The organism is Alishewanella sp. BS5-314, from assembly GCF_025377695.1.
Lineage (GTDB): Bacteria > Pseudomonadota > Gammaproteobacteria > Enterobacterales > Alteromonadaceae > Alishewanella > Alishewanella aestuarii.
On sequence record NZ_JACEHJ010000001.1, the window covers coordinates 1 to 21,696 of the forward strand.

Consider the following 21,696-nt stretch of genomic DNA (forward strand, 5'->3'; position numbering starts at 1 on the left):
TTTCTTTTTTTAATGAGCTTAACGGCTTTATAGTGCAAAACAACCGGGTAACCAATATCTGGTGGACCGAACTGGCACGCGCAAGTAATGCCGCCTTTACCCGCGAGCGCAACATTATCAACGAAACCTTGTTAATGCGCCGTTTAACAGAGCAGCTGGGCAGCACCACTCTCACCATGGCGCAGCTGGCAAATATCACCCGGAAAACCGATACCAACTTTAGATACCTTGGCGAAAACGAAATGCGCGGTTTACGCCAGGCCATTACTGACGCCGAAAACCGTCTGATAAGCTTCCGCGACGAACTACAAGGCACGCTGCTTTCACTCCAGGACGAATTCGACCGCCTCAACAACAACCAGGCCGCTATCGAAAAACGCCGTTACGAGGCCCAGGTAGCCGAGCTGCGCGAAAAACTAAAAGCTGCCCAGGCAAGTGGCGACAAAGAAGCCCTGGCAGCAGCCCAACAAGCCCTTAAACTGGCCGAAGATATCTACAAAATTAAGCAAAAGCAGCTGGCCGAAGAAGCTGCGGCAACAGGCTCAACAACCACTACGCGCCGCACCAGTACAACCACTACCAGCGCTACAAGCCCCAGCACTGCCGCGCCTTTGCCGGTTGTAGCCCCAACAGGTCCCGCACCAGTAACGAATAGTGGCAACGCCAGAACTGTGCGCTTAGAGCTGGCTATGCCAGGCCGCACTTTTACCGCAAGCATCGATAGCGCAGAAGCAGACCGCCTGCTCGCCCAAATCGAGCGCGCCCGGAGTACCAGCTTATGATTATCGACACCCTAACCGTGCCAGATATGCCCTGGATTAACGAATACAGCTGGAACAGCCGCACCGCTAATACGCAGTTCGCCAGCAGCGGCGCGCTCATTGTGGAGGTAGCACAGCGACAGGCTGGCCGACCCATCGTACTGCAAGACGACATGTTAACCCGCGCCACGGTAAATGCTCTGGTTGCACATGCCGAAGCCACGCCAGGCGAATTTGATATCACCCTGGGCGATGGCCGCCAATTTACCGTGATGTGGGATTTTGCCGCTGGCCCTATCAGCGCCGATCCACTGCAGAACGAAACCGACCCGGACAACACCAGTTTATTAATGGGTGTAACCCTGCGATTTATGACCATTTAAAAGGCGTTTAACCATGCTAAGAACCGACTTAAAAATCTTTAAATCACAGCGCATGACGCAAAACGCCAACGCAGGCGGCCAGCGCACAGCGAACGAAGTAGCGAACGGCCAGCTAAACGACGTATTTGGCAATATCAGCGCTATCGACCATGCCCAAAGCGCGTTAGATATCGTCAAAATTTACGCTGGCGTTAGCACTGCAAACACCGCCTTGCTGCAAGATGCCCATGTGCTGATCAACGAGCCGCCAGAGGATCCTCAGGTCGACATTATTATGATCGAATCAGCAGCTATTAATGATGCCAGCACTCGCGCTGAAATCGTCAATATCATTGAATCTGGGGTAACACCGGGTTTATTGCTGCGCTCGGGGCTTTCAGAAATGGCATCAGGGCAAAACATCATTAATGCCTTTGATTTAAGTGGCAACGCCGGAGTAAACGAGCAGCCCGTTGTTAGCCTTAACCCCGGCAGCATCATCGCGATCTCAGTAGAGTATACCGGCGCCGAGAATGTAAACTTTCCGCGTTTTACTCACTTCGCTAAAGTTGTTACAGCAATACTAGGCCAGAACGTTATTTTTGAACCGGGCATCCCGTTTAATGCACCGGGTCGAGATACCAATATTAATAGCCAAACTCGTTGCACTAAACTGCGCGCAGTAACTGTAAACGACAATGTTACTTACCACGGCTGCACCCGCCTGACAGCACCAGTCTCTGCCGCTGCTCAGATATTACCCGTTGCAAAAACAACAGGCCAACTATTGCCGCGTCTAACTCAAGCTGTGGTGCGTGCAGCGACAAAACCATTCGATACAATAAATGGCCTGCAGCGTAAAACGCTAACCACTCCTGCAAATGGCATAAATTATGTGCTAGACATGCAAGATGCGGCTGATCTCAACACGCTCAGCGTCGCTGGCGAGCCGATGTTTATCGTTAACTACATTGCCGACGGAGCGCTGCAAAGCCGCACATTTAATAACGCAAGTTATTCAGCTGGTACATTTACGTTTTCGTTGCCTGTACAACCTGATGCCGGCACAGATCTCTATATCTACTACTTTGACGCGACTGTTTACCAAATGTGGTCCAACAGCACAGCGATGCCGGCAGGCTATAGCGTTGCGCAGCAAACAATTCGGGGCACTATTGTATTTAGTGGTAGTACGCGATCTGCAGAATGGCGCACCGACGGCGTATACGCTCAAGTTAACTCGTTAACATGGCAGTTAGCAGCCATTGTTAACACCGATGGTTCGGTATCGCAGTATGTAAACGGCTACAGCAACCTGCAGTACACGGCTGTGATACAAAATGACGCAGGCGCCGGCGTAATCACTACAAGTGTCAATTTTGTACTGGCGTACGACGATATTATTACCGACACCCTCTACATTACTGCTCAGTTAGCCGCCGGTGGTGCAGTCAGCGCATCAGCAGATGCCAATGGCACCATTAGCGGCGTGGGTGTAAGCGGTACAGTGGCAAACGGCGTTGTATCGCTAACGTTTACCGCCGCCATCACCCGCAGCAGCCTCAGCTATACGGTTACCGAGCTGTTGCCGTTAACCCCGCCAGCATCGCTGTACGGCATTAACCAGCTGCGCCTAACTAACAACGGCCGGGTGCCAATTTTCCGGCCTTTTGGCGTAGTAAACATCAGCCACAACCAATACAGCACAGCGGCCGACTTACCAAATGGCACTACCTTAAACCAACGGCCAAACGCCTTTATTGATATCGTCGACAGCAATGGGGCCAGCCTGTGGCATCCGTTAGATGCCCACTACAGCTACAACAAAACCACAGGCGTAGTCACTATTGTGGACACCACCGGCTTTACCGGTCCATTTGAGATATCGGACACAATCGCAGAAATGGCGCTGGTATCTGATGTAACACAAAACGCCCTGCAACTAACAGCGCCTCTTAATCAAGACTACCCAGCAGGATCCGTAGTAAGCAGTGTGCAAGTACTGGGCAATCTGCAGGCATCAGCTGAAGTGCTTTTTGACATGACAACATGGAGCAATGTCTGGAGCGACACTATTACCGGCAGCCCTGCAGTCGGCAATTTTAACGAGTTGAACTATCCCATCGAAGTCGAGAACCGCAGCGCCATTAACGAGCGCTGGGTAATCGTGTTTACCAGCCCAACCGCATTTAACTGTATTGGCAAGGGCCTTGGGCTTATCGCCAGTGGCGACACTTTAAATGATTTTGCACCCATTAACCCCAACACCCAGCAGCCGTACTTTGTAATACGCAAACAAGGCTGGGGCGGCGGTTGGAATGCCGGCGAATGCGTTCGTTTAAACACGTACTCATCGTTCCCGCCAATCGTACTAGCTCGCCCAGTCAGCGCAGGCCATAGTCAAATCGAGCAGGATTCAATCAGATTACATTTCCGTGGTAATGCGGATTAACAGGAGGATTTTATGGCACAGCCAGTAACAGTTTATCGGTGGGATGATCCAGGTGCGCCACAAAGAAGCCCGTCAAATGCCCAGCAAATTTTAAACATATTGAAAAAATGTCTGGTTGAGGGTTACGGTACAAAAGACCCTCTTGGTTGGACACTGGAGTACGAAGATCCTACCGACGGTGTAGCTGTTTTTAGGAACTCCCCTGTAAACGGTAGCGGCGGTGTTTTTCGTTTTACTACGCAGAGCGGCTTAACAGGCCCTTATATTAGGACTCAATCTGCACAGGCTGCAACAGGAACCAGTTTTGCCGACCTTTTTAACCCAGGGTATTTGAATACTATAGGAACCGATCCTAGTTTTACTCGCTGGATTCTTGTGGGCAATAAAAAATCGTTTTATTTTATACTGCACCACGCAAGTCAAAATTTTAATTCATCAATACCGGAAGTTTGTTTTTTTTGTGGTGATATTGATTCTTTAACTCCCGAGGATGCTTCAAAGTTTATTTGCACAGGTTTTAACTCCAATTCAACTACCTCCGCACCTACAATCGGCACTATGAACTCGGGGGTAGTTGGTCCTTTGTCATTTTATAGTGATACGACCAATAACTTAAATGCAACGTTTAGTGGAGATGCTTCTAGGAGCAGAATACTTTTCCCTACATCTGTAGATGGCTCAGCCTTATCTTCAGCTTATAGTATTTATGTACCAGGTTTACCGGGTACAGGTACCCCGAATTCTATAGTGAGCAACACTTCTTGGCCGGCAGGTTCAATTATTGAATATTTGTATATTAAAAGAGAGGTTTCTTTAACTGCTGAAACTATGTTTGCTACCGATAGACCTTTAATCAGAGGTCGTATGCCGGGTATTATGACACCTAAACTGAGGGGCTTCCACGCCGAGACTTGGCCGGTTATAAAGGAAATTGACGGCGTAAATTATTTAGGTGTTTCAATAATTTCTTCTAGTAGTACACACGGCGGTATAATTTTTTGGATAAATCTGGAAGATTGGGGGTAGCCTATGTTTTTTCGTTCAGCTTTACTACCTCCTGAACCACAAGTTATAGCGTTTTTAACTGTAAAAACACAAGTTTCATCGGCTCCAGCACGTAAGCGTATTGTTGTTGTAGATCGAGAAACACAGGAACTTTTATGGCATAGTTTTGTTGAAAACAACGGTGAAATAACTCGCAGATTACCACCAGCATACGCTTCAACAAGATATCTATGTGTTAAGGCATACGACGATACTATGACTTATAACGCGGTTGTTGCGGATTTTGTGCAAGCGGAGCTGATGCCGGAATGACTGTGTTAGTGCTGCAGTTTGAGGAACTGGCCTATTTTCCGGTTAGTCCGATTACCCTCGACTTTGCCGGCGAAGCACCGCCACCACCGCCAAACCTACTACCCAACACCATCATGGCCCTGGCAACCAGCTACCGCCGTATGCCGCTGCAGCAAAACCAACTGCATACCCGTTGGCGCTCTGGCAACGACATTACTGCAAAGGTGCGGATCCGTTACACCGCCGAAGCGCCAACCACGCTGCAAAGCACAGCAAACTGGCGCTTACCGCCGGTAATCACCACCCAGTTTGGTGTACAGTGGCAAGTGCTGCCGGTACTTAACCAGCAGCTAAAAACCGGCTGGCAGCAACTGTTAATACAGCAACAGGTAACCGGCACCAACTGGCGGGAAGCGCCGATGCAGCAGCAACAGTGGCAAACCAGCTGGCGGCGCTCTGGCATCCAGCAACTGCAGCTAACCACTGGCTATCGTTACCCCGGCATCACTGCCCAGCGGTACGACTTACTTTGGCAAAACGGCGGCGACATTACCCGCTACTACCGACTGCCATACGGCCCACGGCCAGCAACCTTTATTTGTACTCAGGATTACCGGCCACCGGTTGGCCGCGTAGTGCTGCAATTTGCAGATCCGGCACAGCCCACAGTAGGCCGTGTAACGCTGCGCTTTAGCAATGCCAATAACCCAATAATTTGCGATCTGGACATCGGCGGCGGCCTAATACCGCCCGCGCCCGACGTACCAACCATCGACACAACAAAACCCATCCGGCCACCGCGCCGCAGGAGCTATGTTATGCAGCCAGAGTTACGCTGCTATCGAGTCAGCGACAATCAAGAGGTCAATATTTTTAGCGCCTCGCTAAGTTTCAGCCGCAGCAGCTGGGCCGCAGCTATTAGCCTGGCATGTGGTAGCCGGGGCGATAAAGACATGCTCTTTGCCGGTGGCCCGCAGCTATTTAAGTTAGTGGTAAACGGATATGAGTTTTTCGGTCTGGCAGAGCAGCCAAGTCTTAGCCATCAATTTGGCCAAACATCCTGGACCGTAAATGCCCGTAGCAGCATTGCGGCATTAGCAAGCCCACACGTTGCACCGCGCTCTTACACTAACAGTACTGCCAAAGGCGTAGCTGCATTAATTAGCGACGAGCTGGCAGGCACCGGCTGGACACTCGACTATCAAATGACAGCCTATAATGTGCCTGCCGGCGCGTTCAGCTATCAAAACAAAACCAAGATGGAAGCTATCGCCCAAGTAGTGTCTGCCATTGGCGGTATGGTCTATGCCGACGGCGCTACCAACACTCTGATCGTACGCCCGCGCTGGCCAGTTGTTCCCTGGGCTATTGCAGCAGCCACGCCGGATATCGCTGTGCATGACGATGTGATCCTGCAATACAACAGTACGCCGGCCGTAAACCCACTTTATAACAAGGTATTTGTTCGGGGTGAGCAACAGGGCGTGATGTGTGGCGTTCGTCGTACTGGCACCGCTGGCGATGTTGTAGCGCCTGATATAGTAGACGCACTCATCACCGACAACCAGGCAGCGCGGATGCGCGGTACGGCTGAGCTGGCAGATAGTGGCTACAAAGACGAGATCAGCATTGTGCTGCCGGTAATGGCCAATCTGCCCCCTTGCCTGCCCGGCTCATTGCTGGGTGTGGTATGGCAAACCGACAGCTATAAGGCCACTGTCGACAGCCTGAGCATTCGCGCCGAGCGCACAAATGACGGCGCCATCACAGTTCGCCAAACCGTAGGAGTATTGCGTAGCTATGACTAACAATTACCAGCGGCTGCGGGTACTCACGGCCCGCGCCACCCGCACAGTGGCAACAGTAACGGCGCATAATGATGACGGCACCAGTGCCGTAGAACTCATGTCCGGCACCAGTATAACCGTGCTTGGCCAGGACGTTGAGATCGGCAGCAAAGCATATATAGAGGACGGCCGCATTATAGGCGCAGCAGCAGATCTGCCCTATGCCGATATCGACGTTTAGGAGGTCCAAATGGGCGCCCAGGTTATTGCAGAGATCTATCGGTCACAAGAGCTTGGCAGTACTTTTAGTGTGGCGTTTACCATTACCTACTTCGGCGATACTGCAAGTATCCAGGGCGTATCTGGCTCGATATCGCCAGCATGTATCAGAGAGCTGATCGCTTACTTGCAAACCAAACCAGGCATAACTCACCTTAGCTTTATCCGCAAAAAACCAGCCGGTGAAAGGCTGGTTAAATACCCTTTAAAGGGGCTTTGTAAGCGGGCAGAAAAGGCGTTAGTTTTAATCGATTGATAGTGTAAGTAACCGTGCTCTAAAGTTGTCCCACGAAGCTGATAAATTTATCACGAAGCCTGAGACAGATTTATCACGAAGCGCGGGCGGCTACACCTGTTGGTCAGTACAGCCGCAGCCTGGATTGGAGTGGCGTTTTGGTACTGTTATGTCAACCGGCACCAGATCAGGCTTGACAGTACGGGCGCCAAACCGTAATTTAGCGCTTCGCGTCAGGCGGGTGTAGTTCAGTGGTAGAATGCCAGCTTCCCAAGCTCGAGATACGGGTTCGATTCCCGTCACCCGCTCCAGTTCACTGTCGATAATTTCCGATCATTTCAATTAACTTTTATTTAAACTTTGCTACACTGTCCGAAAATAAATGCTTCCCCGGACACTATGCAGACTTTGTTTGAATTTTCTTACGATCAGGTTTTTTATCAGCTGAAAGCCAATAACTTTGGTAAGGAACTACTGTTCCGCAACGGTGAGTTGGTGTCACAAGGACGGGCATTCTTTAGTACCAGCAATGATCATCGTTTCTTATGCCCAAAACATGGGCCTTTACGGCTGCATTTTCGGGTATCGCTAAAAACGGCGCTGGTCACTTACCGCTTAGAAAACACAACTGCCGTGCTATATGAGGGAACTACACCGGCACAACCACCAAAATGGCTGGCCAAATTCGAGCAAAAACTTTCTCCAGCGCCAGAACAGCACCTTGCCGACTGTGCCACGACACCCGAAACTGAAACGGCCATCGAGACCGAGCATAAAGTAACTGAACGGCGCTGGTTTCGGCCGCTACTGGTTATCGGTGTACTGATCTTAAAGTTATCCAAAAGTGCCGGCGCCATTAAAGCCGCGCTCGCCGGCACCGCGCTGGCTGGTTGGGCTTGGTTGTTTAATCTAGAGTTTGCACTGGGGCTGATTGCCGCCCTACTGATCCATGAATATGGCCATCTGCACGCAATGAAACGCTGTGGTTTAAAGGTTAAAGGTATTTATCTGCTCCCCTTTATCGGCGGTGTAGCGGTTAGTGAAAGAGCAACTAGCCGCTGGCAGGATTTTAAAATTGCCATCGCCGGGCCGGCTTTTGGTACCGTAGGGGCTCTGGTGGCTTACTGGCTGTGGCTGGAAACCCAGTACCCGGCACTGGCGCTATTTGCTGCTATCAGTTTATTGCTTAACCTGTTTAATTTATTACCTATGGTGCCGCTGGATGGTGGCCGGATCGTGCAAGCTGCCGCCTATAGCCGTAAGGGTAAGGCCGCGAAAATAGGCTTAGTGGTGGTAACCGGCGGCCTGTCCTGCGCCGCCTGGTATTTTGGCTTTTACCTGTTAATGCTGTTTGGCATCCTCGGCACCTTCGACTTACTAAGCGATACCGACGAGCGCGATAAAGCCCTACCGCCAATGACCGACACCGGTATTTTAGTCACTATCCTGGCTTACTGCGGCTTGTTGGCCATTTTGCTCTGGCTATCGGTATTAATGGCAGATAGCGGTATTCCGGGTACTAACTTGCCACTGATTTTTATTTCCAGCTGATTTTTTAATTTAACTAAGCCTTTAAAGTCCTCGAATTCGAGGACTTTGCTTTTTGTTACTGCACCGCTAATCCCATCGAATTCGATGGGATTGAGCTTATGTTGCGTAGCTGCGAAGTTCAGTGATAGCAGAATCCCAGCTTTCACCTTGTGCAGGATCTGCCTTGTAATCGCCTAGGCGAGAGGTAAGAACTGCGCGCTGCCTGGTCGTCAACCCAAAATCTGTAGCAAGGACCTATGAGTTTACGGAAGCAAGCTCAGCTTTTATCAATTAGGCACGGCTTGGCAGCTGAAAAAGCAAAAAAATAAAAATTATTAAAGATTTTTTGTCACACCACAGCGAGCTGCGGCGACTTGTTAAGGTAACCCATACTTAACTAAGGATATCGCCATGCAAAACACCACTCAACACACTCATAATACCCAAGCACAGAAAAAATCCGCTAAAGCCAAACCTGGCTTTTGGACATTTTTCGCCATTTTTATGTCTATTTTTGGCGGCGTAATAGCGCCGCAATTAAAAGCCGCCGAAGTCGAAACCGTCCCCAGTTTTCAGGTCGAGGTAATAGGTGAAGGCAAGCCGGTATTACTGATCCCCGGTTTAATGTCTGATAGCCGGATATGGCAGCACACTGCTGCAGCTCTAAAGCAGGATTATCAGTTGCACCTGATTAGCGTGGCTGGCTTTGCCGGTACCCCGGCCATTGCGGGCGAGCTGTTACCGCGGTTAAAACAGGATTTACTGCAATATATTGCGACGCAACAACTACAACGGCCGGCTATTGTCGGTCATAGCCTGGGCGCTTTTCTGGCGTTCTCACTGGCGAGTAGCGCTCCGGAGCGAATCGGCACGGTAGTCGCCGTCGATGGCTTGCCCTATATTGCGCCAATTTTTAGCCGCAATCCTGCGACCCAGGTTGCCGATATGCAGCAACAAGCGTTGCAAATTAAAGCCTATTATCAGCAACTGAATGGCGAACAACTTAAAGCCGGTGCGGCGCAGGGTATTTTTATTCAGGCCAGGGCGCCAGAGCATCAGCAACTGGTACTGGAAATGGCCGCGGCCTCCGATGCGAATAGCGTTGGTCAGGCGATGTATGAACTGCTCACCACGGACTTACGCCCTGAGGTTACCGCCATTACCAGTAAAGTCTGGCTGTTGGGCGCCAGTGGTGCTCTACCCGCAGCGCAACAGCAACAGGCCGCCGCCCTTTACCAGCAGCAAATTGCCGGCATTGCTAATGCTACCCTGCTGATGAATACTAATAGCCGCCATTTTATGATGCTGGATGAACCAGAGTGGTTTATCAGCACGCTGCGTCAGGCGTTACAGGAGTAACATGATTATGTCGGTTAGCATAGAACAACAATTACAACCCGATGTTAGCGCTGCCATCGCCGGCGATATGCAGGCCTTTAGCCGCCTGGTACAGCGCTGCCAAAATGGTATCAGCAGTATTGCACTGGCGATTGTTAAAGATTTAGACGCCAGTGAAGAGGTCTGTCAGCAGGTATTTATTGCCGCCTGGCAGCAACTGAACAGCCTGCAAAACCCGGCCAGCTTTTTGCCCTGGCTGCGCCAGATCACCCGTTATCGCGCCTATAGCTATCTGCGCGAACAACGGGATGCACAGACCGAGCGCGGCACTGACGCTGAAGCCTTGCTGGAGACTTTTGCCAGCGACAGCAGTCCGACAGACGAATTACTGCGCAGCGAACAAGCCACGCTGATCCGTAATCTGCTGGATGAGCTGCCGCCGGAGAGCCGGGAAATCGTACTGCTGTTTTACCGTGAAGAACAAAATAGCCAACAAGTTGCTAGTTTATTAGGCCTGACGGAGGCCAATGTCCGGAAAAAACTGCAGCGGGTGCGGGAATTGCTAAAAGAGCAGCTATTAGCCAGATACGGCAAACTGATTTTAAGCACTGCGCCGGGTGTGGGCCTAAGCAGTGCTGTGCTTAGCGCCTTACTGGTCGGTAGCCCACCCGCAGCCGCCGCGACCGCCAGTGCTATGGCAGCACATAGCAGCGGCCTGGCAAAATTTGGCTGGCTATTTAGTGGGGCTTTACTTGGCGCGCTCGGCGGCATGCTCGGTGTGTTGCTGGGGATGCGCGCGCCACTGAAAAATGCCGCCAGTGATCACGAGCGCAGTCGCTTATTGCGTTATCGCAATCAGGCTTTGGCTTGGGTTGGCCTCTCAGGCTTACTGCTGGCTGCCGCATACGAATTTACCGCCGGCGCTATAGCTCCGCTGCTGGCCTTTGGCCTTTTTATGACCGGTGTGGTTTATCTGCAACTTCGGGTATGGCAAACCATTAAACCGCGCTTATTAGCAAAAGCCGCACAGAGTGCAGCAGCAAAACGGCAGTATCGCAATAATTTGTTTTGGTGTTGGTTTGGGATGCTCGGTGGTGCGACAGCCGGCTTTGCCGGCTTGATAGCGGGGCTGGTTAAAAACGGCCGCTGGTTTTGGGGATAAAAAAACGCCGGCATCAGCGCCGGCGTTTTTAATTCAGCATTGAAGACTTACAGATACTGTACGTCGGTAATTTCATATTCAACCACGCCTTTGGGCGTCGTAATATTAACCACTTCATCTGCTGTTTTGCCAATCAGGCCACGGGCGATCGGTGAATTCACCGAAATCAGATTATTTTTAATATCCGCTTCGTCATCACCGACAATCCGGTAGGTCACTTCTTCATCCGTATCCAGATTCAGAATGGTGACGGTAGCGCCAAAGATCACCTTGCCACTATTTGGCAACTTGGTCACATCAATGATTTGCGCATTGGACAACTTGGCTTCAATATCCTGGATCCGGCCTTCAATAAAACCCTGCTGTTCGCGGGCGGCATGATACTCGGCGTTTTCTTTTAAATCGCCATGCGCACGCGCTTCGGCAATCGCCAGGATCACCGTCGGGCGCTTTACCGTTTTTAGCTCGTTCAGCTCAGCGCGCAGTGCTTCTGCGCCCTGAACTGTCATCGGGATTAAACTCATCCGTTAACTCTCTTATGCAATTCCTGTACAGATACGACATTAGCAAAAGCACTGGCCGCATTGGCTTTTACCGTAGCAAAAGCGGCATTCAGCGTTGTCGTGTAGTTTACCTTATGCTGTAAGGCGCCACGGCGCAGCATTTTGGAATCTTCAATGGCCTGGCGTCCTTCGGTGGTATTCACCACATAGCTGTATTCACCGTTTTTAATCCGGTCCAGCATATTCGGACGACCTTCGAACACTTTATTGACTACACGGCATTCAATACCGGCCGCTTTTAACGCTGCCGCCGTACCGCCACTGGCATCCAGTTCAAAACCAGATTCCACCATACGTTTAGCTAACTCAACCACGCGCACTTTATCGCTGTCGCGTACAGAAAGCAAGGCACGGCCACCGGTCGGGATCACAATGCCACAGCCCAGTTCCGCTTTGGCAAAGGCCTCTTCAAAGGTATCGCCTACGCCCATTACTTCACCGGTAGAACGCATTTCCGGACCAAGGATCGGATCGACGCCCGGGAACTTGTTAAACGGGATCACCACTTCTTTTACCGAGAAGTACGGCGGGATAATCTCTTTGGTAATGCCCTGCTCTGCCAGCGAACGGCCTGCCATACAGCGGGCACCGACTTTGGCGACAGCTACACCGGTGGCTTTCGATACGAAGGGCACAGTACGAGCAGCACGTGGGTTAACTTCAATTAAGTAAACTTCGCCATCTTTGACCGCAAACTGGGTATTCATCAGACCGACTACGCCCAGTTCCAGTGCCAGTTTGCGTACCTGCTCACGCATCACATCCTGTACCGCCTGCGATAAGCTATGCGATGGTAATGAACAGGCCGAGTCACCTGAGTGCACACCGGCTTGCTCGATATGCTCCATAATGCCGCCAATCACTACCTCTTTGCCGTCACAGATGGCATCGATATCGACTTCAATGGCGTCATCGAGGAAGTTATCCAGCAATACCGGCGAGTCATTCGACACACTTACCGCTTCGTTCATATAACGGCGCAGGTCTTGCTCGTCATAAACGATTTCCATCGCCCGGCCACCCAGTACATAAGACGGGCGCACCACCATCGGGAAGCCGATTTCCGGTGCCTTGGCAATGGCTTCTTCCAGGCTGGTCACGGTGGCGTTTTTCGGCTGCTTTAAGCCCAAGCGGGTTACCGCTTGCTGGAAGCGCTCACGGTCTTCGGCACGGTCAATCGCATCCGGCGAGGTACCAATAATTGGCACGCCGTTAGCTTCTAAAGCGCGGGCTAATTTCAGTGGCGTTTGACCACCGTATTGCACTATTACACCCTTTGGCTGTTCTTTGCGCACAATTTCCAGCACATCTTCCAGCGTAATAGGCTCAAAATACAGACGGTCTGAGGTGTCGTAATCGGTAGAAACGGTTTCCGGGTTACAGTTCACCATAATGGTTTCATAACCGTCTTCACGCAGCGCTAACGCCGCGTGCACACAGCAATAGTCAAACTCGATACCCTGGCCGATACGGTTCGGGCCACCACCGATAATCATAATCTTATCGCGGTTGCTCGGTGCTGCTTCACACTCTTCATCATAAGTGCTGTACATATAAGCGGTGTTAGAGGCAAATTCAGCGGCACAGGTATCAACCCGCTTATAAACCGGGTGAATATTGTAGCTGTAGCGCTTTTTGCGCACTTCAGTTTCGCTGACGCCAAGCACTTCAGCAATGCGCTTGTCGGCAAAGCCTTTGCGTTTTAAGCGGGCAATCCGGGTTTCGTCCAGCGCGGCAAAGCCGTCGACACTCAGCGCCTGTTCTTCTTTTACCAGATCTTCAATTTGTACCAGGAACCAGGGGTCGATTTTGGTGAGGTTAAAGATCTCGTCCATACTCATGCCAAAACGGAAGGCATCGGCGATATACCAAATACGGTGCGCGCCCGGTTCACGCAGTTCACGGATAATCTTTTCTTTGGCTTCCGACGCATTGATATCAATAATCGGGTCTAAACCTGAGACACCAATCTCTAAACCACGCAGGGCTTTTTGCAGCGATTCCTGCTGGTTACGGCCAATCGCCATTACCTCACCCACTGATTTCATCTGGGTAGTTAAGCGATCGTTAGCACCGGCAAATTTTTCAAAGTTAAAGCGCGGCACCTTGGTAACTACGTAATCGATACTTGGCTCGAATGACGCAGGGGTAACACCACCGGTAATATCGTTGGCCAGTTCATCCAGGGTATAACCTACCGCCAGCTTGGCGGCTACTTTGGCGATTGGGAAGCCAGTGGCTTTTGAGGCCAGTGCAGATGAGCGCGATACCCGCGGGTTCATTTCGATAATGACCATCCGGCCATCAACCGGGTTAATACCAAACTGTACGTTTGAGCCACCGGTTTCTACGCCGATTTCACGCAATACCGCCAACGAGGCGTTACGCATAATCTGGTATTCTTTGTCAGTCAGGGTTTGCGCCGGCGCTACGGTGATCGAGTCACCGGTGTGAACGCCCATCGGATCGAAGTTTTCAATCGAACAGACGATAATGCAGTTATCGTTCTTGTCGCGCACCACTTCCATCTCGTACTCTTTCCAACCGATTAACGATTCGTCAATCAGCAGCTCTTTGGTCGGCGACAGATCCAGACCACGGGTACAGATTTCTTCAAATTCTTCGCGGTTATAGGCAATACCACCGCCTGACCCACCCATGGTGAATGACGGGCGGATAATACAAGGGAAACCGATGGTTTCCAGTACCTGATAGGCTTCTTCCATAGAGTGGGCTAAACCGGCACGTGGACAGGCTAAACCGATAGAGCGCATCGCTTTATCAAAGCGGCTGCGATCTTCAGCTTTATCAATGGCATCAGCCGTGGCGCCGATCATTTCAACATTGTATTTCGCCAGTACACCGTGACGCTCTAAATCCAGCGCACAGTTCAGTGCTGTCTGGCCACCCATGGTCGGCAACACAGCGCACGGACGCTCTTTTTCAATAATTTTTTCTACTACCTGCCAGTGAATTGGCTCGATATAGGTGGCGTCGGCCATTTCCGGATCGGTCATAATGGTGGCCGGGTTAGAGTTCACCAGAATAACGCGGTAGCCTTCTTCTTTTAAGGCTTTACAGGCTTGAGCGCCTGAATAGTCGAACTCACAAGCCTGGCCGATCACGATAGGGCCAGCGCCTAAGATCAGAATACTTTTTAGGTCGGTACGTTTTGGCATTGCAGTAAATCTCCGTAATTCTCTTTGCTTAGGCTTTTTGCATCAGCGCGATAAAGTGGTCGAACAGCTCTGAGGCTTCGTGCGGGCCTGGGCTCGCTTCCGGGTGGCCTTGGAAACTGAATGCCGGTTTATCAGTACGGTGGATCCCTTGCAGGGTGCCGTCGAATAACGATTTATGGGTAGCGCGTAAATTGGCTGGTAAGCTGGCTTCTTCTACCGCAAAACCGTGGTTTTGCGCAGTAATCAGCACCCGTTTAGTGTCGAGGTTTTGTACTGGGTGGTTACCACCATGATGGCCTAACACCATTTTTACCGTCTTAGCGCCGCTGGCCAGGGCCAGTAACTGGTGACCTAAGCAGATACCAAAGATCGGAATATCGGTCTCTAAAAAGGCTTTAATCGCTTCGATAGCATAGGTACAAGGTGCTGGGTCACCCGGGCCATTAGATAAGAAAATACCATCCGGGTTTAAGGCCAGTACGTCAGCGGCAGGGGTTTGCGCCGGTACTACGGTCAGTTTACAGCCGCGGTCCGCTAACATACGCAGGATATTGCGTTTCACACCAAAGTCATATGCTACGACATGGAAGCGCCCGGCGGCAGCGGCCTGATGACCTACGCCCAGCTGCCAGCTACCTTCGGTCCACTGATAAGGTGCGCTGACGGTGACTTCTTTTGCCAAATCCATCCCCGATAACCCTGGAAAGCCTTTGGCTAATTGCAGTGCTTTAGCTTCATCCAGATTATCACCGGCCATAATGCAGCCATTCTGGGCGCCTTTTTCACGCAGGATCCGGGTTAATTTGCGGGTATCGATATCGGCGATGCCGAGAATATTGTTGTTTTGTAAATATTGACTAAGAGAGAGTTGGTTGCGGAAATTGCTGGCTAACAGCGGGAGGTCACGGATGATCAGGCCTTTTGCCCAAATCTTGCCGGATTCCTCATCTTCCTCATTGGTTCCGGTATTGCCAATATGAGGATAGGTAAGAGTCACAATTTGTTCTGCGTATGAGGGGTCAGTTAAAATTTCCTGATACCCGGTCATCGAGGTGTTAAATACTACCTCACCAACAGAAACTCCTTCGGCGCCAATGGCTGTACCGCGAAATACGGTGCCGTCTTCCAGTACGAGCAGGGCGGACTTAGTCAAAATAACCTCCAAACAGCAAAAAACGGGCGAAAACCAGTGGCGTTTTACAACCCGTTTTGACCTAAAATTCTGATACCCGTATTTACCGTGCGCTAACAGCTCCCGGTAATGATAACAAAACCAGGAAATCTTCGAGCGTACGGGCAAACCTGCTTATTTTAGGTGATAAGCGCTAATTTGGCTATGACTATTTTTTGTTTTTACAAAAATAGCGGCTTTAACACGTTTTTTCGTTAAATGCCGCAAAAGTTTAATCTAACTTTGGCAAACCCAGCACTTGTTGCATGGTATAAAGTCCTGGTTGCTTATTTTGCAACCATAAAGCAGCGCGCAGTGCGCCTTGCGCAAAGGTGTTACGGCTTGATGCTTTGTGGGTAATTTCCAGCCTTTCGCCAAGATCTGCAAACAGCGCGGTGTGATCGCCAATAATGTCGCCGCCCCTTACTGTGGCAAAGCCGATAGTTTGTTGCGGCCGCTCACCAATCATGCCTTCGCGACCATAGACGGCAACCTCGTTCAGGTTACGGCCAAGACTACGGGCAATGCTGGCACCTATCGCCATTGCGGTACCCGACGGCGAGTCCTTTTTAAAACGGTGGTGCGCTTCGATAATCTCAATATCGGCCGTATTCCCCATCACCCTGGCGGCAGTTTGAGCCAGATGTAGCAGCAAATTCACGCCGACACTCATATTCGGCGCCCAGACAATCGGGATCTGCGTGCTGGCTTGTTGAATCAGCTGATACTGGGCATCGGTTAAGCCGGTGACGCCGATCACCATGGCTTTACGCTCTGCCACGCAGAGTGCCAACTGGGCTAACATCGGCTCGGGCATGGTAAAATCGACCCACACGTCAGCTTGCTGCACTGCCGCAGCGGCAGTAGCGCTCAGCGCCAGCCCGATCTTACCGCAGCCGGCCAGTTCGCCGGCATCAAGCCCCACTAACTCTGAACCGGATCTCACTGTGGCTGCTGTGAGCTGTAATTGCTGTTCTTTTGCTACTGTCACCAAAGCCCGGCCCATACGGCCATTGGCACCAAAGATCCCAATTGAGGTCATATTATGCTCTGCACTCTTCAATCAATCATTGTTCTTAATGGCCGCTATTAGACCAAAAGCCGGCTGATTACAAAAGCAAAACAGCCGTCTTTAAGGAAAAACGGCTGTTCATTCTGAGTTACAGCGCCCGTTGCAGGATACTGCGGCTGACTTCGGGCGTAATATCCCGGTGTTCGCCGAGCTTAATCATCTTATGCTGCACCAGTTTATCGACCAGCTTATCGACGGCATCGGCTTTGATACCATAGTCAGCCAGACGGGTAGGTACGCCCATCCGCTCAAAGAATTGCCGGGTGTGGCTGATGGCCTCGTCAATCAGCCGCTCTTGGTCCTGATGCTGTAGTTGCCAGACCCGCTGACCATATTGCAGTAACTTGGCGCCTTTAGCAGCGCGTTGTTGCTGCATCAGTGCCGGTAACACTATCGCCAGGGTTTGTGCATGATCCAAGCCATAGAGCGCAGTAATTTCATGGCCAATCATATGAGTGGCCCAATCCTGCGGCACGCCCTGACCAATCAGGCCATTCAGTGCCATGGTCGCGGCCCACATCACATTAGCGCGCACGTCATAGTTTTCTGGTTCCGCCAATGCTTTCGGGCCCTCTTCAATCAGAGTTTGCAGTAAGCCCTCAGCAAAACGGTCCTGTACCGGTGCATTAACCGGATAGGTCAGATACTGCTCCATCACATGCACAAAGGCGTCGACCACGCCATTGGCCACCTGCTTCGGTGGCAAGCTGTAAGTGACAGTCGGATCCAAAATAGCAAATTGCGGGAACACCAGCTCACTGCTAAAGGCCAGCTTTTGCTGGGTTTCATAGCGGGTAACGACTGAATTGCCGTTACTCTCCGAGCCGGTAGCGGGCAGTGTCAGTACACAACCCAGCGGCACTGCCGTTGTGACCTTGGCACCTTTGGCCAGAATATCCCAGGGATCGCCGTTAAATACGGCGGCAGCGGCAACAAATTTGGCGCCATCAATTACGCTACCGCCGCCGACCGCCAGAATATAATCAATGCCCTGCTCTTTCACTAACGTCGTTGCCCGCATCAGCGTTTCAAAAGCGGGATTTGGCTCAACACCGGCAAATTCAATAAAACTGACGCCAGCCAGTGCCTTGACCACCTGCTGATAAACGCCGTTACGCTTGATTGAGCCACCGCCATAGATCAGCAGTACCTTTTTATCTTTGGGTAACAGATTAGTCAGCTCGCTGATCTGATCTTTACCAAACACAATACGGGTGGGATTTTGATAGGAAAAATTAAACATGCGCAGGCTCCATAGCGGCATAGTTAAACACCCTTATGCTATGGGGCTAGAACCGGCCTGGATCAATGGTTAACAGAGATAACGCATGAAATGACTATTAAAGCCTGCAGCGCCGCTGCAGGCTTTTTAATTGCTATCCGGTTAGCGTTTAAGGGCTGCCGGCTGGTAACGGCGGGCAAGCAGCGCCAGACCGCTGACTAACAACAGCAGCGTCACAGGTGCGGGTACCCGCTGATACACTGTCTGGCCACTTTGCAACAGTAATAATGCCTCCCGCCCCAGTACACTGTGAGCAGCTGTCGTAGGGTGAATTTGATCCCAGAATACAAAGCGATTTGGCTGACTACAGCTACGCTCAATTAAACCCAGAAACAAACTACGACACTGACCGGTGGTATTGGTAAAACCCTCGGCTGCCGGATTGGCCAGGATCTCATCGAAAATACTGAACACATCCAACAGGTAAATATCGACCAGATGTGTTTTAGCAATATCAATCAGTGTTTGCTCTAATAGCTGATTCCAACTGTTACTGACAAAGGTTGCGCTGGCAGCATTAGCGCCGGTTCTGAATTCCGGAATGGCGCCCAGATTCGGCAAATTGGGGACCAACAAGGTGCTGGCACCGCGCACAACCATATCTGTCAACATCATCCGGAAGCCATCCATAATACTGCTGATGGCATTCAGCGGGTTGGCGTTGCCAACCAGAGCACGCATATCATTACCGCCAGCCCAGGCAACGTAAAGAGCATCGGCATCAAACGGATTGGCGCCAATCCGGCTTTTATATTGCTCGTACTGCGTCAGTACGCCAACCGAAATGCCACCGGCATTGTCAATTTGTGCACCGCCATAAGCAAAATTATTGCCGCCGGCAAGGGAATGAGTGCTGCTCAATCCCAGTCCTGTGGCCATATACTCATGCCACAACTGACCATTCGAGAAACGACCATTATTACCGTAACCTGCGGGGCCTCCCAGCAGATTACCGGTTGATTGCGCCACATTTCCGGTGTCAGATAAGCTATCACCGAAGATGATAAGATTTGAGAATGTCAGCGACGCATTGGCGCCCAGACTTAATGTTAATAATAGGAGGCTTACAGCGGTTGATTGAAACCATTTTAGATACGGTAAAGTCATTGTTAATTATCCTTATTATTGTTTTAGACCTGCTACCTTAGTGGCAACCCGGTTAACTAAGCAGATTTCGTGCCTAACTTCGGTCATTTATCGCACAACTTGCCAGACCTCCGATCAGAGCCGGTTCGCTATTAAAGCCAGACGCCACCGGCCAGCAAGTTGTAAAATAACCTGACAATCAATGCGCTGGCGGCTGATTGGCTAAAGTAGCAGGCTAAGGATGTGACCCGCGTAACGTTTTGACTTGCTGCTCCAGGCTCGCTGCGGTCACGTCCGTTGCAGCCACCGGCTCGCCAACCGCCAGTTTAACTCTCGACCAGAAGCGCCCTTTAAACTTAAAAGCCCCCTTGCCATGATGGCTAAAGAAAGAGCCCCACAAGCCCTGCAGCGCCATCGGGATCACCGGTACCGGGGTTTCGGCGATAATCCGTTCAATGCCCGTGCGGAAGGCATCGATTTCACCATCCTGGGTTAAGCGCCCTTCCGGGAAGATACAGATCAGATTGCCTTCTGAAAGCTCACGCCGAATAGCCGCAAAGGCGGCTTCATACATTTGTTCGTCTTGTTGCTTGCCGCAAATCGGAATGGTTTTAGCGGCTTTAAACAGCCAGTTCGCCACCGGGATCTGATAAATCCCTTTATACATCACAAAGCGTACCGGCCGGCGCACTGCCCCACCAATCAGTAGCGCATCAACATAGCTAACATGATTAGCAACCAGTACCGCCGGCCCCTCCTCTGGAATATGCTCTAAACCCTGTGCTTTCACCCGGTACATGGTATGGCTAAGCAGATAAATCACAAAACGCAGCACAAACTCCGGCACTGTGCTGTAAACATAGATCGCGACCACCGCATTCATAATCGCCAGGATCAGAAAATACTCCGGGATATTCAAGCCAAGTCCGGCCAGAAACAGCATGCCGGCCAGCGCCGCAACCACCATGAAGAGCGCGTTAAAAATATTATTGGCCGCGATCATGCGGGCGCGCTGCGCTGGCTCTGCGCGCTGCTGCAGCATCGCATACAGCGGCACAATAAAGAGCCCGCCAAAAACACCAATCAAGGTTAAATCTAATAGTATCCACCAGCCAAAGGCAGTGGCCAAAAACTGACTCAGTGATAACAACTCCGCTGGCATAACAGCCGGCGTACTAAAATACAGGCTGATACCAAACACCGTCAGGCCAATAGAGCCAATGGGCACCAGCCCCAGTTCAACTCTGTCGCCGGATAGACGCTCACAAAGCATAGAACCTATGCCTACCCCAACCGAAAAGGCGACCAGCAAGGCCGTCACCACAGTATTATCACCGGCTAAATGGCTTTTGGTAAAATTCGGAAACTGGGTCAGATAGCTGGCTCCTAAAAACCAGAACCAGCTGATTGCCATAATTGCCAGATACAGGGTACGGTTTTGATAGCTGATACGAACAGTTTCCAGGCTTTGCCGCCAGGGCGAAAATTGAAAACGCGGACCGGCAGCAATGGCGCCGACTTCCGGGATCTGCAAGCTGGCCAGATAACCCAACACCGCAAATAACACCACTAAACTGCCGATCCATAGCATGGCATTGGCTACGCCGACTAATAAGCCACCAACGATAGTGCCCAACAGAATCGCGATAAAGGTTCCCATCTCCACCCAGGCATTGCCCGCCAATAGCTGTCGATCAGTTAACAACTGCGGCAAGATGGCATATTTAACCGGGCCGAAAAAAGCAGATTGACTCCCCATCAAAAACAACAGTCCGAGCAACCACAAATATTGTTCAAAGAAGAATGCGGCTGCCGCCAATAGCATCAGACCTATTTCCAGTAATTTAAGCCAGCGGATCAGCCGCGTTTTACAAACACTATCGGCGAGGGTACCCGCGGTGGCTGAAAACAGTAAGAATGGCAGAATAAAGAGCCCGGCGGCCAGGTTCATACTGACATCAACACTCCAGGGCATAGCACTGGCTGCACTAAAGGTCAGCAGCAACATCAGCGCATTTTTAAATACATTGTCGTTAAAGGCGCCCAGCGCCTGAGTCAAAAAGAACGGCAGAAACCGCTTGCTGCCAATGATTTGCTTTGCTGCCATCCGTGCCTCCGCACTCGCTAATAATGATTCTTGC

General features: G+C 51.1%; 17 protein-coding genes, 1 tRNA gene and 1 pseudogene. 12 read left to right on the plus strand and 7 right to left on the minus strand.

Features of this window, described 5'->3' with window-relative positions; all coding sequences use genetic code 11:
• The 12 genes and pseudogenes from H1D31_RS00005 to H1D31_RS00060 all read left to right on the plus strand — a co-directional run.
• Nucleotides 1–782, plus strand: a pseudogene (locus H1D31_RS00005) (phage tail tape measure protein); the annotation flags it as partial.
• Complete coding sequence (locus H1D31_RS00010) at nucleotides 779–1,144, plus strand: hypothetical protein (RefSeq protein WP_261255040.1); 366 nt, start codon at nucleotides 779–781, stop codon at nucleotides 1,142–1,144. The pseudogene H1D31_RS00005 and the gene H1D31_RS00010, both read left to right, overlap by 4 nt.
• 13 nt (nucleotides 1,145–1,157) lie before the next feature.
• Nucleotides 1,158–3,575, plus strand: coding sequence for a hypothetical protein (locus tag H1D31_RS00015; RefSeq protein WP_261255041.1), 2,418 nt, complete (start codon nucleotides 1,158–1,160; stop codon nucleotides 3,573–3,575).
• Between the two features lie 12 nt (nucleotides 3,576–3,587).
• A complete protein-coding gene (locus H1D31_RS00020; RefSeq protein ID WP_261255042.1) occupies nucleotides 3,588–4,601 on the plus strand; it encodes a hypothetical protein in 1,014 nt (337 codons plus the stop codon).
• 3 nt (nucleotides 4,602–4,604) lie between these two features.
• The gene (locus tag H1D31_RS00025; protein ID WP_261255043.1) at nucleotides 4,605–4,892 is read left to right on the plus strand and encodes a hypothetical protein; all 288 of its coding nucleotides are present in this window, start codon (nucleotides 4,605–4,607) and stop codon (nucleotides 4,890–4,892) included.
• Nucleotides 4,889–6,679, plus strand: coding sequence for a hypothetical protein (locus tag H1D31_RS00030; RefSeq protein ID WP_261255045.1), 1,791 nt, complete (start codon nucleotides 4,889–4,891; stop codon nucleotides 6,677–6,679). The genes H1D31_RS00025 and H1D31_RS00030 overlap by 4 nt, the downstream gene beginning before the upstream one ends.
• Nucleotides 6,672–6,899 (plus strand): hypothetical protein, encoded by a 228-nt coding sequence (locus H1D31_RS00035; protein WP_261255047.1) that lies wholly within the window; start codon nucleotides 6,672–6,674, stop codon nucleotides 6,897–6,899. The genes H1D31_RS00030 and H1D31_RS00035 overlap by 8 nt, the downstream gene beginning before the upstream one ends.
• Nucleotides 6,900–6,908: 9 nt before the next feature.
• The gene (locus tag H1D31_RS00040) at nucleotides 6,909–7,193 is read left to right on the plus strand and encodes a hypothetical protein (RefSeq protein WP_261255048.1); all 285 of its coding nucleotides are present in this window, start codon (nucleotides 6,909–6,911) and stop codon (nucleotides 7,191–7,193) included.
• 216 nt (nucleotides 7,194–7,409) lie between these two features.
• Nucleotides 7,410–7,483, plus strand: a tRNA-Gly gene (locus H1D31_RS00045).
• A gap of 88 nt (nucleotides 7,484–7,571) precedes the next feature.
• Nucleotides 7,572–8,723 carry a site-2 protease family protein gene (locus H1D31_RS00050; protein ID WP_261255050.1) on the plus strand — a complete coding sequence of 384 codons (1,152 nt, stop codon included), beginning with the start codon at nucleotides 7,572–7,574 and terminating at the stop codon, nucleotides 8,721–8,723.
• A gap of 390 nt (nucleotides 8,724–9,113) precedes the next feature.
• A complete protein-coding gene (locus H1D31_RS00055; RefSeq protein WP_261255051.1) occupies nucleotides 9,114–10,061 on the plus strand; it encodes an alpha/beta fold hydrolase in 948 nt (315 codons plus the stop codon).
• Between the two features lie 7 nt (nucleotides 10,062–10,068).
• Nucleotides 10,069–11,202 (plus strand): RNA polymerase sigma factor, encoded by a 1,134-nt coding sequence (locus H1D31_RS00060; RefSeq protein WP_261255052.1) that lies wholly within the window; start codon nucleotides 10,069–10,071, stop codon nucleotides 11,200–11,202.
• Between the two features lie 47 nt (nucleotides 11,203–11,249).
• Here H1D31_RS00060 and greA read toward each other — a convergent pair whose 3' ends face one another.
• The 7 genes from greA to H1D31_RS00095 all read right to left on the minus strand — a co-directional run bounded on the left by greA (nucleotide 11,250) and on the right by H1D31_RS00095 (nucleotide 21,662).
• On the minus strand, nucleotides 11,250–11,726 hold the full coding sequence (greA, locus tag H1D31_RS00065; protein WP_261255054.1) for a transcription elongation factor GreA: 477 nt from the start codon (nucleotides 11,724–11,726) through the stop codon (nucleotides 11,250–11,252).
• The gene (carB, locus tag H1D31_RS00070) at nucleotides 11,723–14,944 is read right to left on the minus strand and encodes a carbamoyl-phosphate synthase large subunit (protein WP_261255055.1); all 3,222 of its coding nucleotides are present in this window, start codon (nucleotides 14,942–14,944) and stop codon (nucleotides 11,723–11,725) included. The genes greA and carB overlap by 4 nt, the downstream gene beginning before the upstream one ends.
• Nucleotides 14,945–14,972: 28 nt before the next feature.
• Nucleotides 14,973–16,097 (minus strand): glutamine-hydrolyzing carbamoyl-phosphate synthase small subunit, encoded by a 1,125-nt coding sequence (gene carA, locus H1D31_RS00075; RefSeq protein WP_261255056.1) that lies wholly within the window; start codon nucleotides 16,095–16,097, stop codon nucleotides 14,973–14,975.
• Between the two features lie 250 nt (nucleotides 16,098–16,347).
• A complete protein-coding gene (gene dapB / locus H1D31_RS00080; RefSeq protein WP_261255057.1) occupies nucleotides 16,348–17,157 on the minus strand; it encodes a 4-hydroxy-tetrahydrodipicolinate reductase in 810 nt (269 codons plus the stop codon).
• 118 nt (nucleotides 17,158–17,275) lie between these two features.
• On the minus strand, nucleotides 17,276–18,430 hold the full coding sequence (locus H1D31_RS00085; RefSeq protein ID WP_261255058.1) for an iron-containing alcohol dehydrogenase: 1,155 nt from the start codon (nucleotides 18,428–18,430) through the stop codon (nucleotides 17,276–17,278).
• A gap of 141 nt (nucleotides 18,431–18,571) precedes the next feature.
• Nucleotides 18,572–19,576: an SGNH/GDSL hydrolase family protein gene (locus H1D31_RS00090; RefSeq protein WP_261255059.1), complete on the minus strand. Its 1,005-nt coding sequence runs from the start codon at nucleotides 19,574–19,576 to the stop codon at nucleotides 18,572–18,574.
• Nucleotides 19,577–19,790: 214 nt separating this feature from the next.
• Nucleotides 19,791–21,662 (minus strand): MFS transporter, encoded by a 1,872-nt coding sequence (locus tag H1D31_RS00095; RefSeq protein WP_261255060.1) that lies wholly within the window; start codon nucleotides 21,660–21,662, stop codon nucleotides 19,791–19,793.
• Between the last annotated feature and the right edge of the window lie 34 nt (nucleotides 21,663–21,696).

Coding starts and splice junctions, on each gene's coding strand:
- H1D31_RS00055 (WP_261255051.1), top strand. CDS start 9,114: ATGCAAAACACCACTCAACACACTCATAATACCCAAGCACAGAAAAAA.
- greA (WP_261255054.1), bottom strand. CDS start 11,726: ATGAGTTTAATCCCGATGACAGTTCAGGGCGCAGAAGCACTGCGCGCT.
- H1D31_RS00010 (WP_261255040.1), top strand. CDS start 779: ATGATTATCGACACCCTAACCGTGCCAGATATGCCCTGGATTAACGAA.
- H1D31_RS00085 (WP_261255058.1), bottom strand. CDS start 18,430: ATGTTTAATTTTTCCTATCAAAATCCCACCCGTATTGTGTTTGGTAAA.
- H1D31_RS00060 (WP_261255052.1), top strand. CDS start 10,069: ATGTCGGTTAGCATAGAACAACAATTACAACCCGATGTTAGCGCTGCC.
- H1D31_RS00035 (WP_261255047.1), top strand. CDS start 6,672: ATGACTAACAATTACCAGCGGCTGCGGGTACTCACGGCCCGCGCCACC.
- dapB (WP_261255057.1), bottom strand. CDS start 17,157: ATGACCTCAATTGGGATCTTTGGTGCCAATGGCCGTATGGGCCGGGCT.
- H1D31_RS00050 (WP_261255050.1), top strand. CDS start 7,572: ATGCAGACTTTGTTTGAATTTTCTTACGATCAGGTTTTTTATCAGCTG.
- carB (WP_261255055.1), bottom strand. CDS start 14,944: ATGCCAAAACGTACCGACCTAAAAAGTATTCTGATCTTAGGCGCTGGC.
- H1D31_RS00020 (WP_261255042.1), top strand. CDS start 3,588: ATGGCACAGCCAGTAACAGTTTATCGGTGGGATGATCCAGGTGCGCCA.
- H1D31_RS00090 (WP_261255059.1), bottom strand. CDS start 19,576: ATGACTTTACCGTATCTAAAATGGTTTCAATCAACCGCTGTAAGCCTC.
- H1D31_RS00025 (WP_261255043.1), top strand. CDS start 4,605: ATGTTTTTTCGTTCAGCTTTACTACCTCCTGAACCACAAGTTATAGCG.
- H1D31_RS00015 (WP_261255041.1), top strand. CDS start 1,158: ATGCTAAGAACCGACTTAAAAATCTTTAAATCACAGCGCATGACGCAA.
- H1D31_RS00040 (WP_261255048.1), top strand. CDS start 6,909: ATGGGCGCCCAGGTTATTGCAGAGATCTATCGGTCACAAGAGCTTGGC.
- H1D31_RS00095 (WP_261255060.1), bottom strand. CDS start 21,662: ATGGCAGCAAAGCAAATCATTGGCAGCAAGCGGTTTCTGCCGTTCTTT.
- H1D31_RS00030 (WP_261255045.1), top strand. CDS start 4,889: ATGACTGTGTTAGTGCTGCAGTTTGAGGAACTGGCCTATTTTCCGGTT.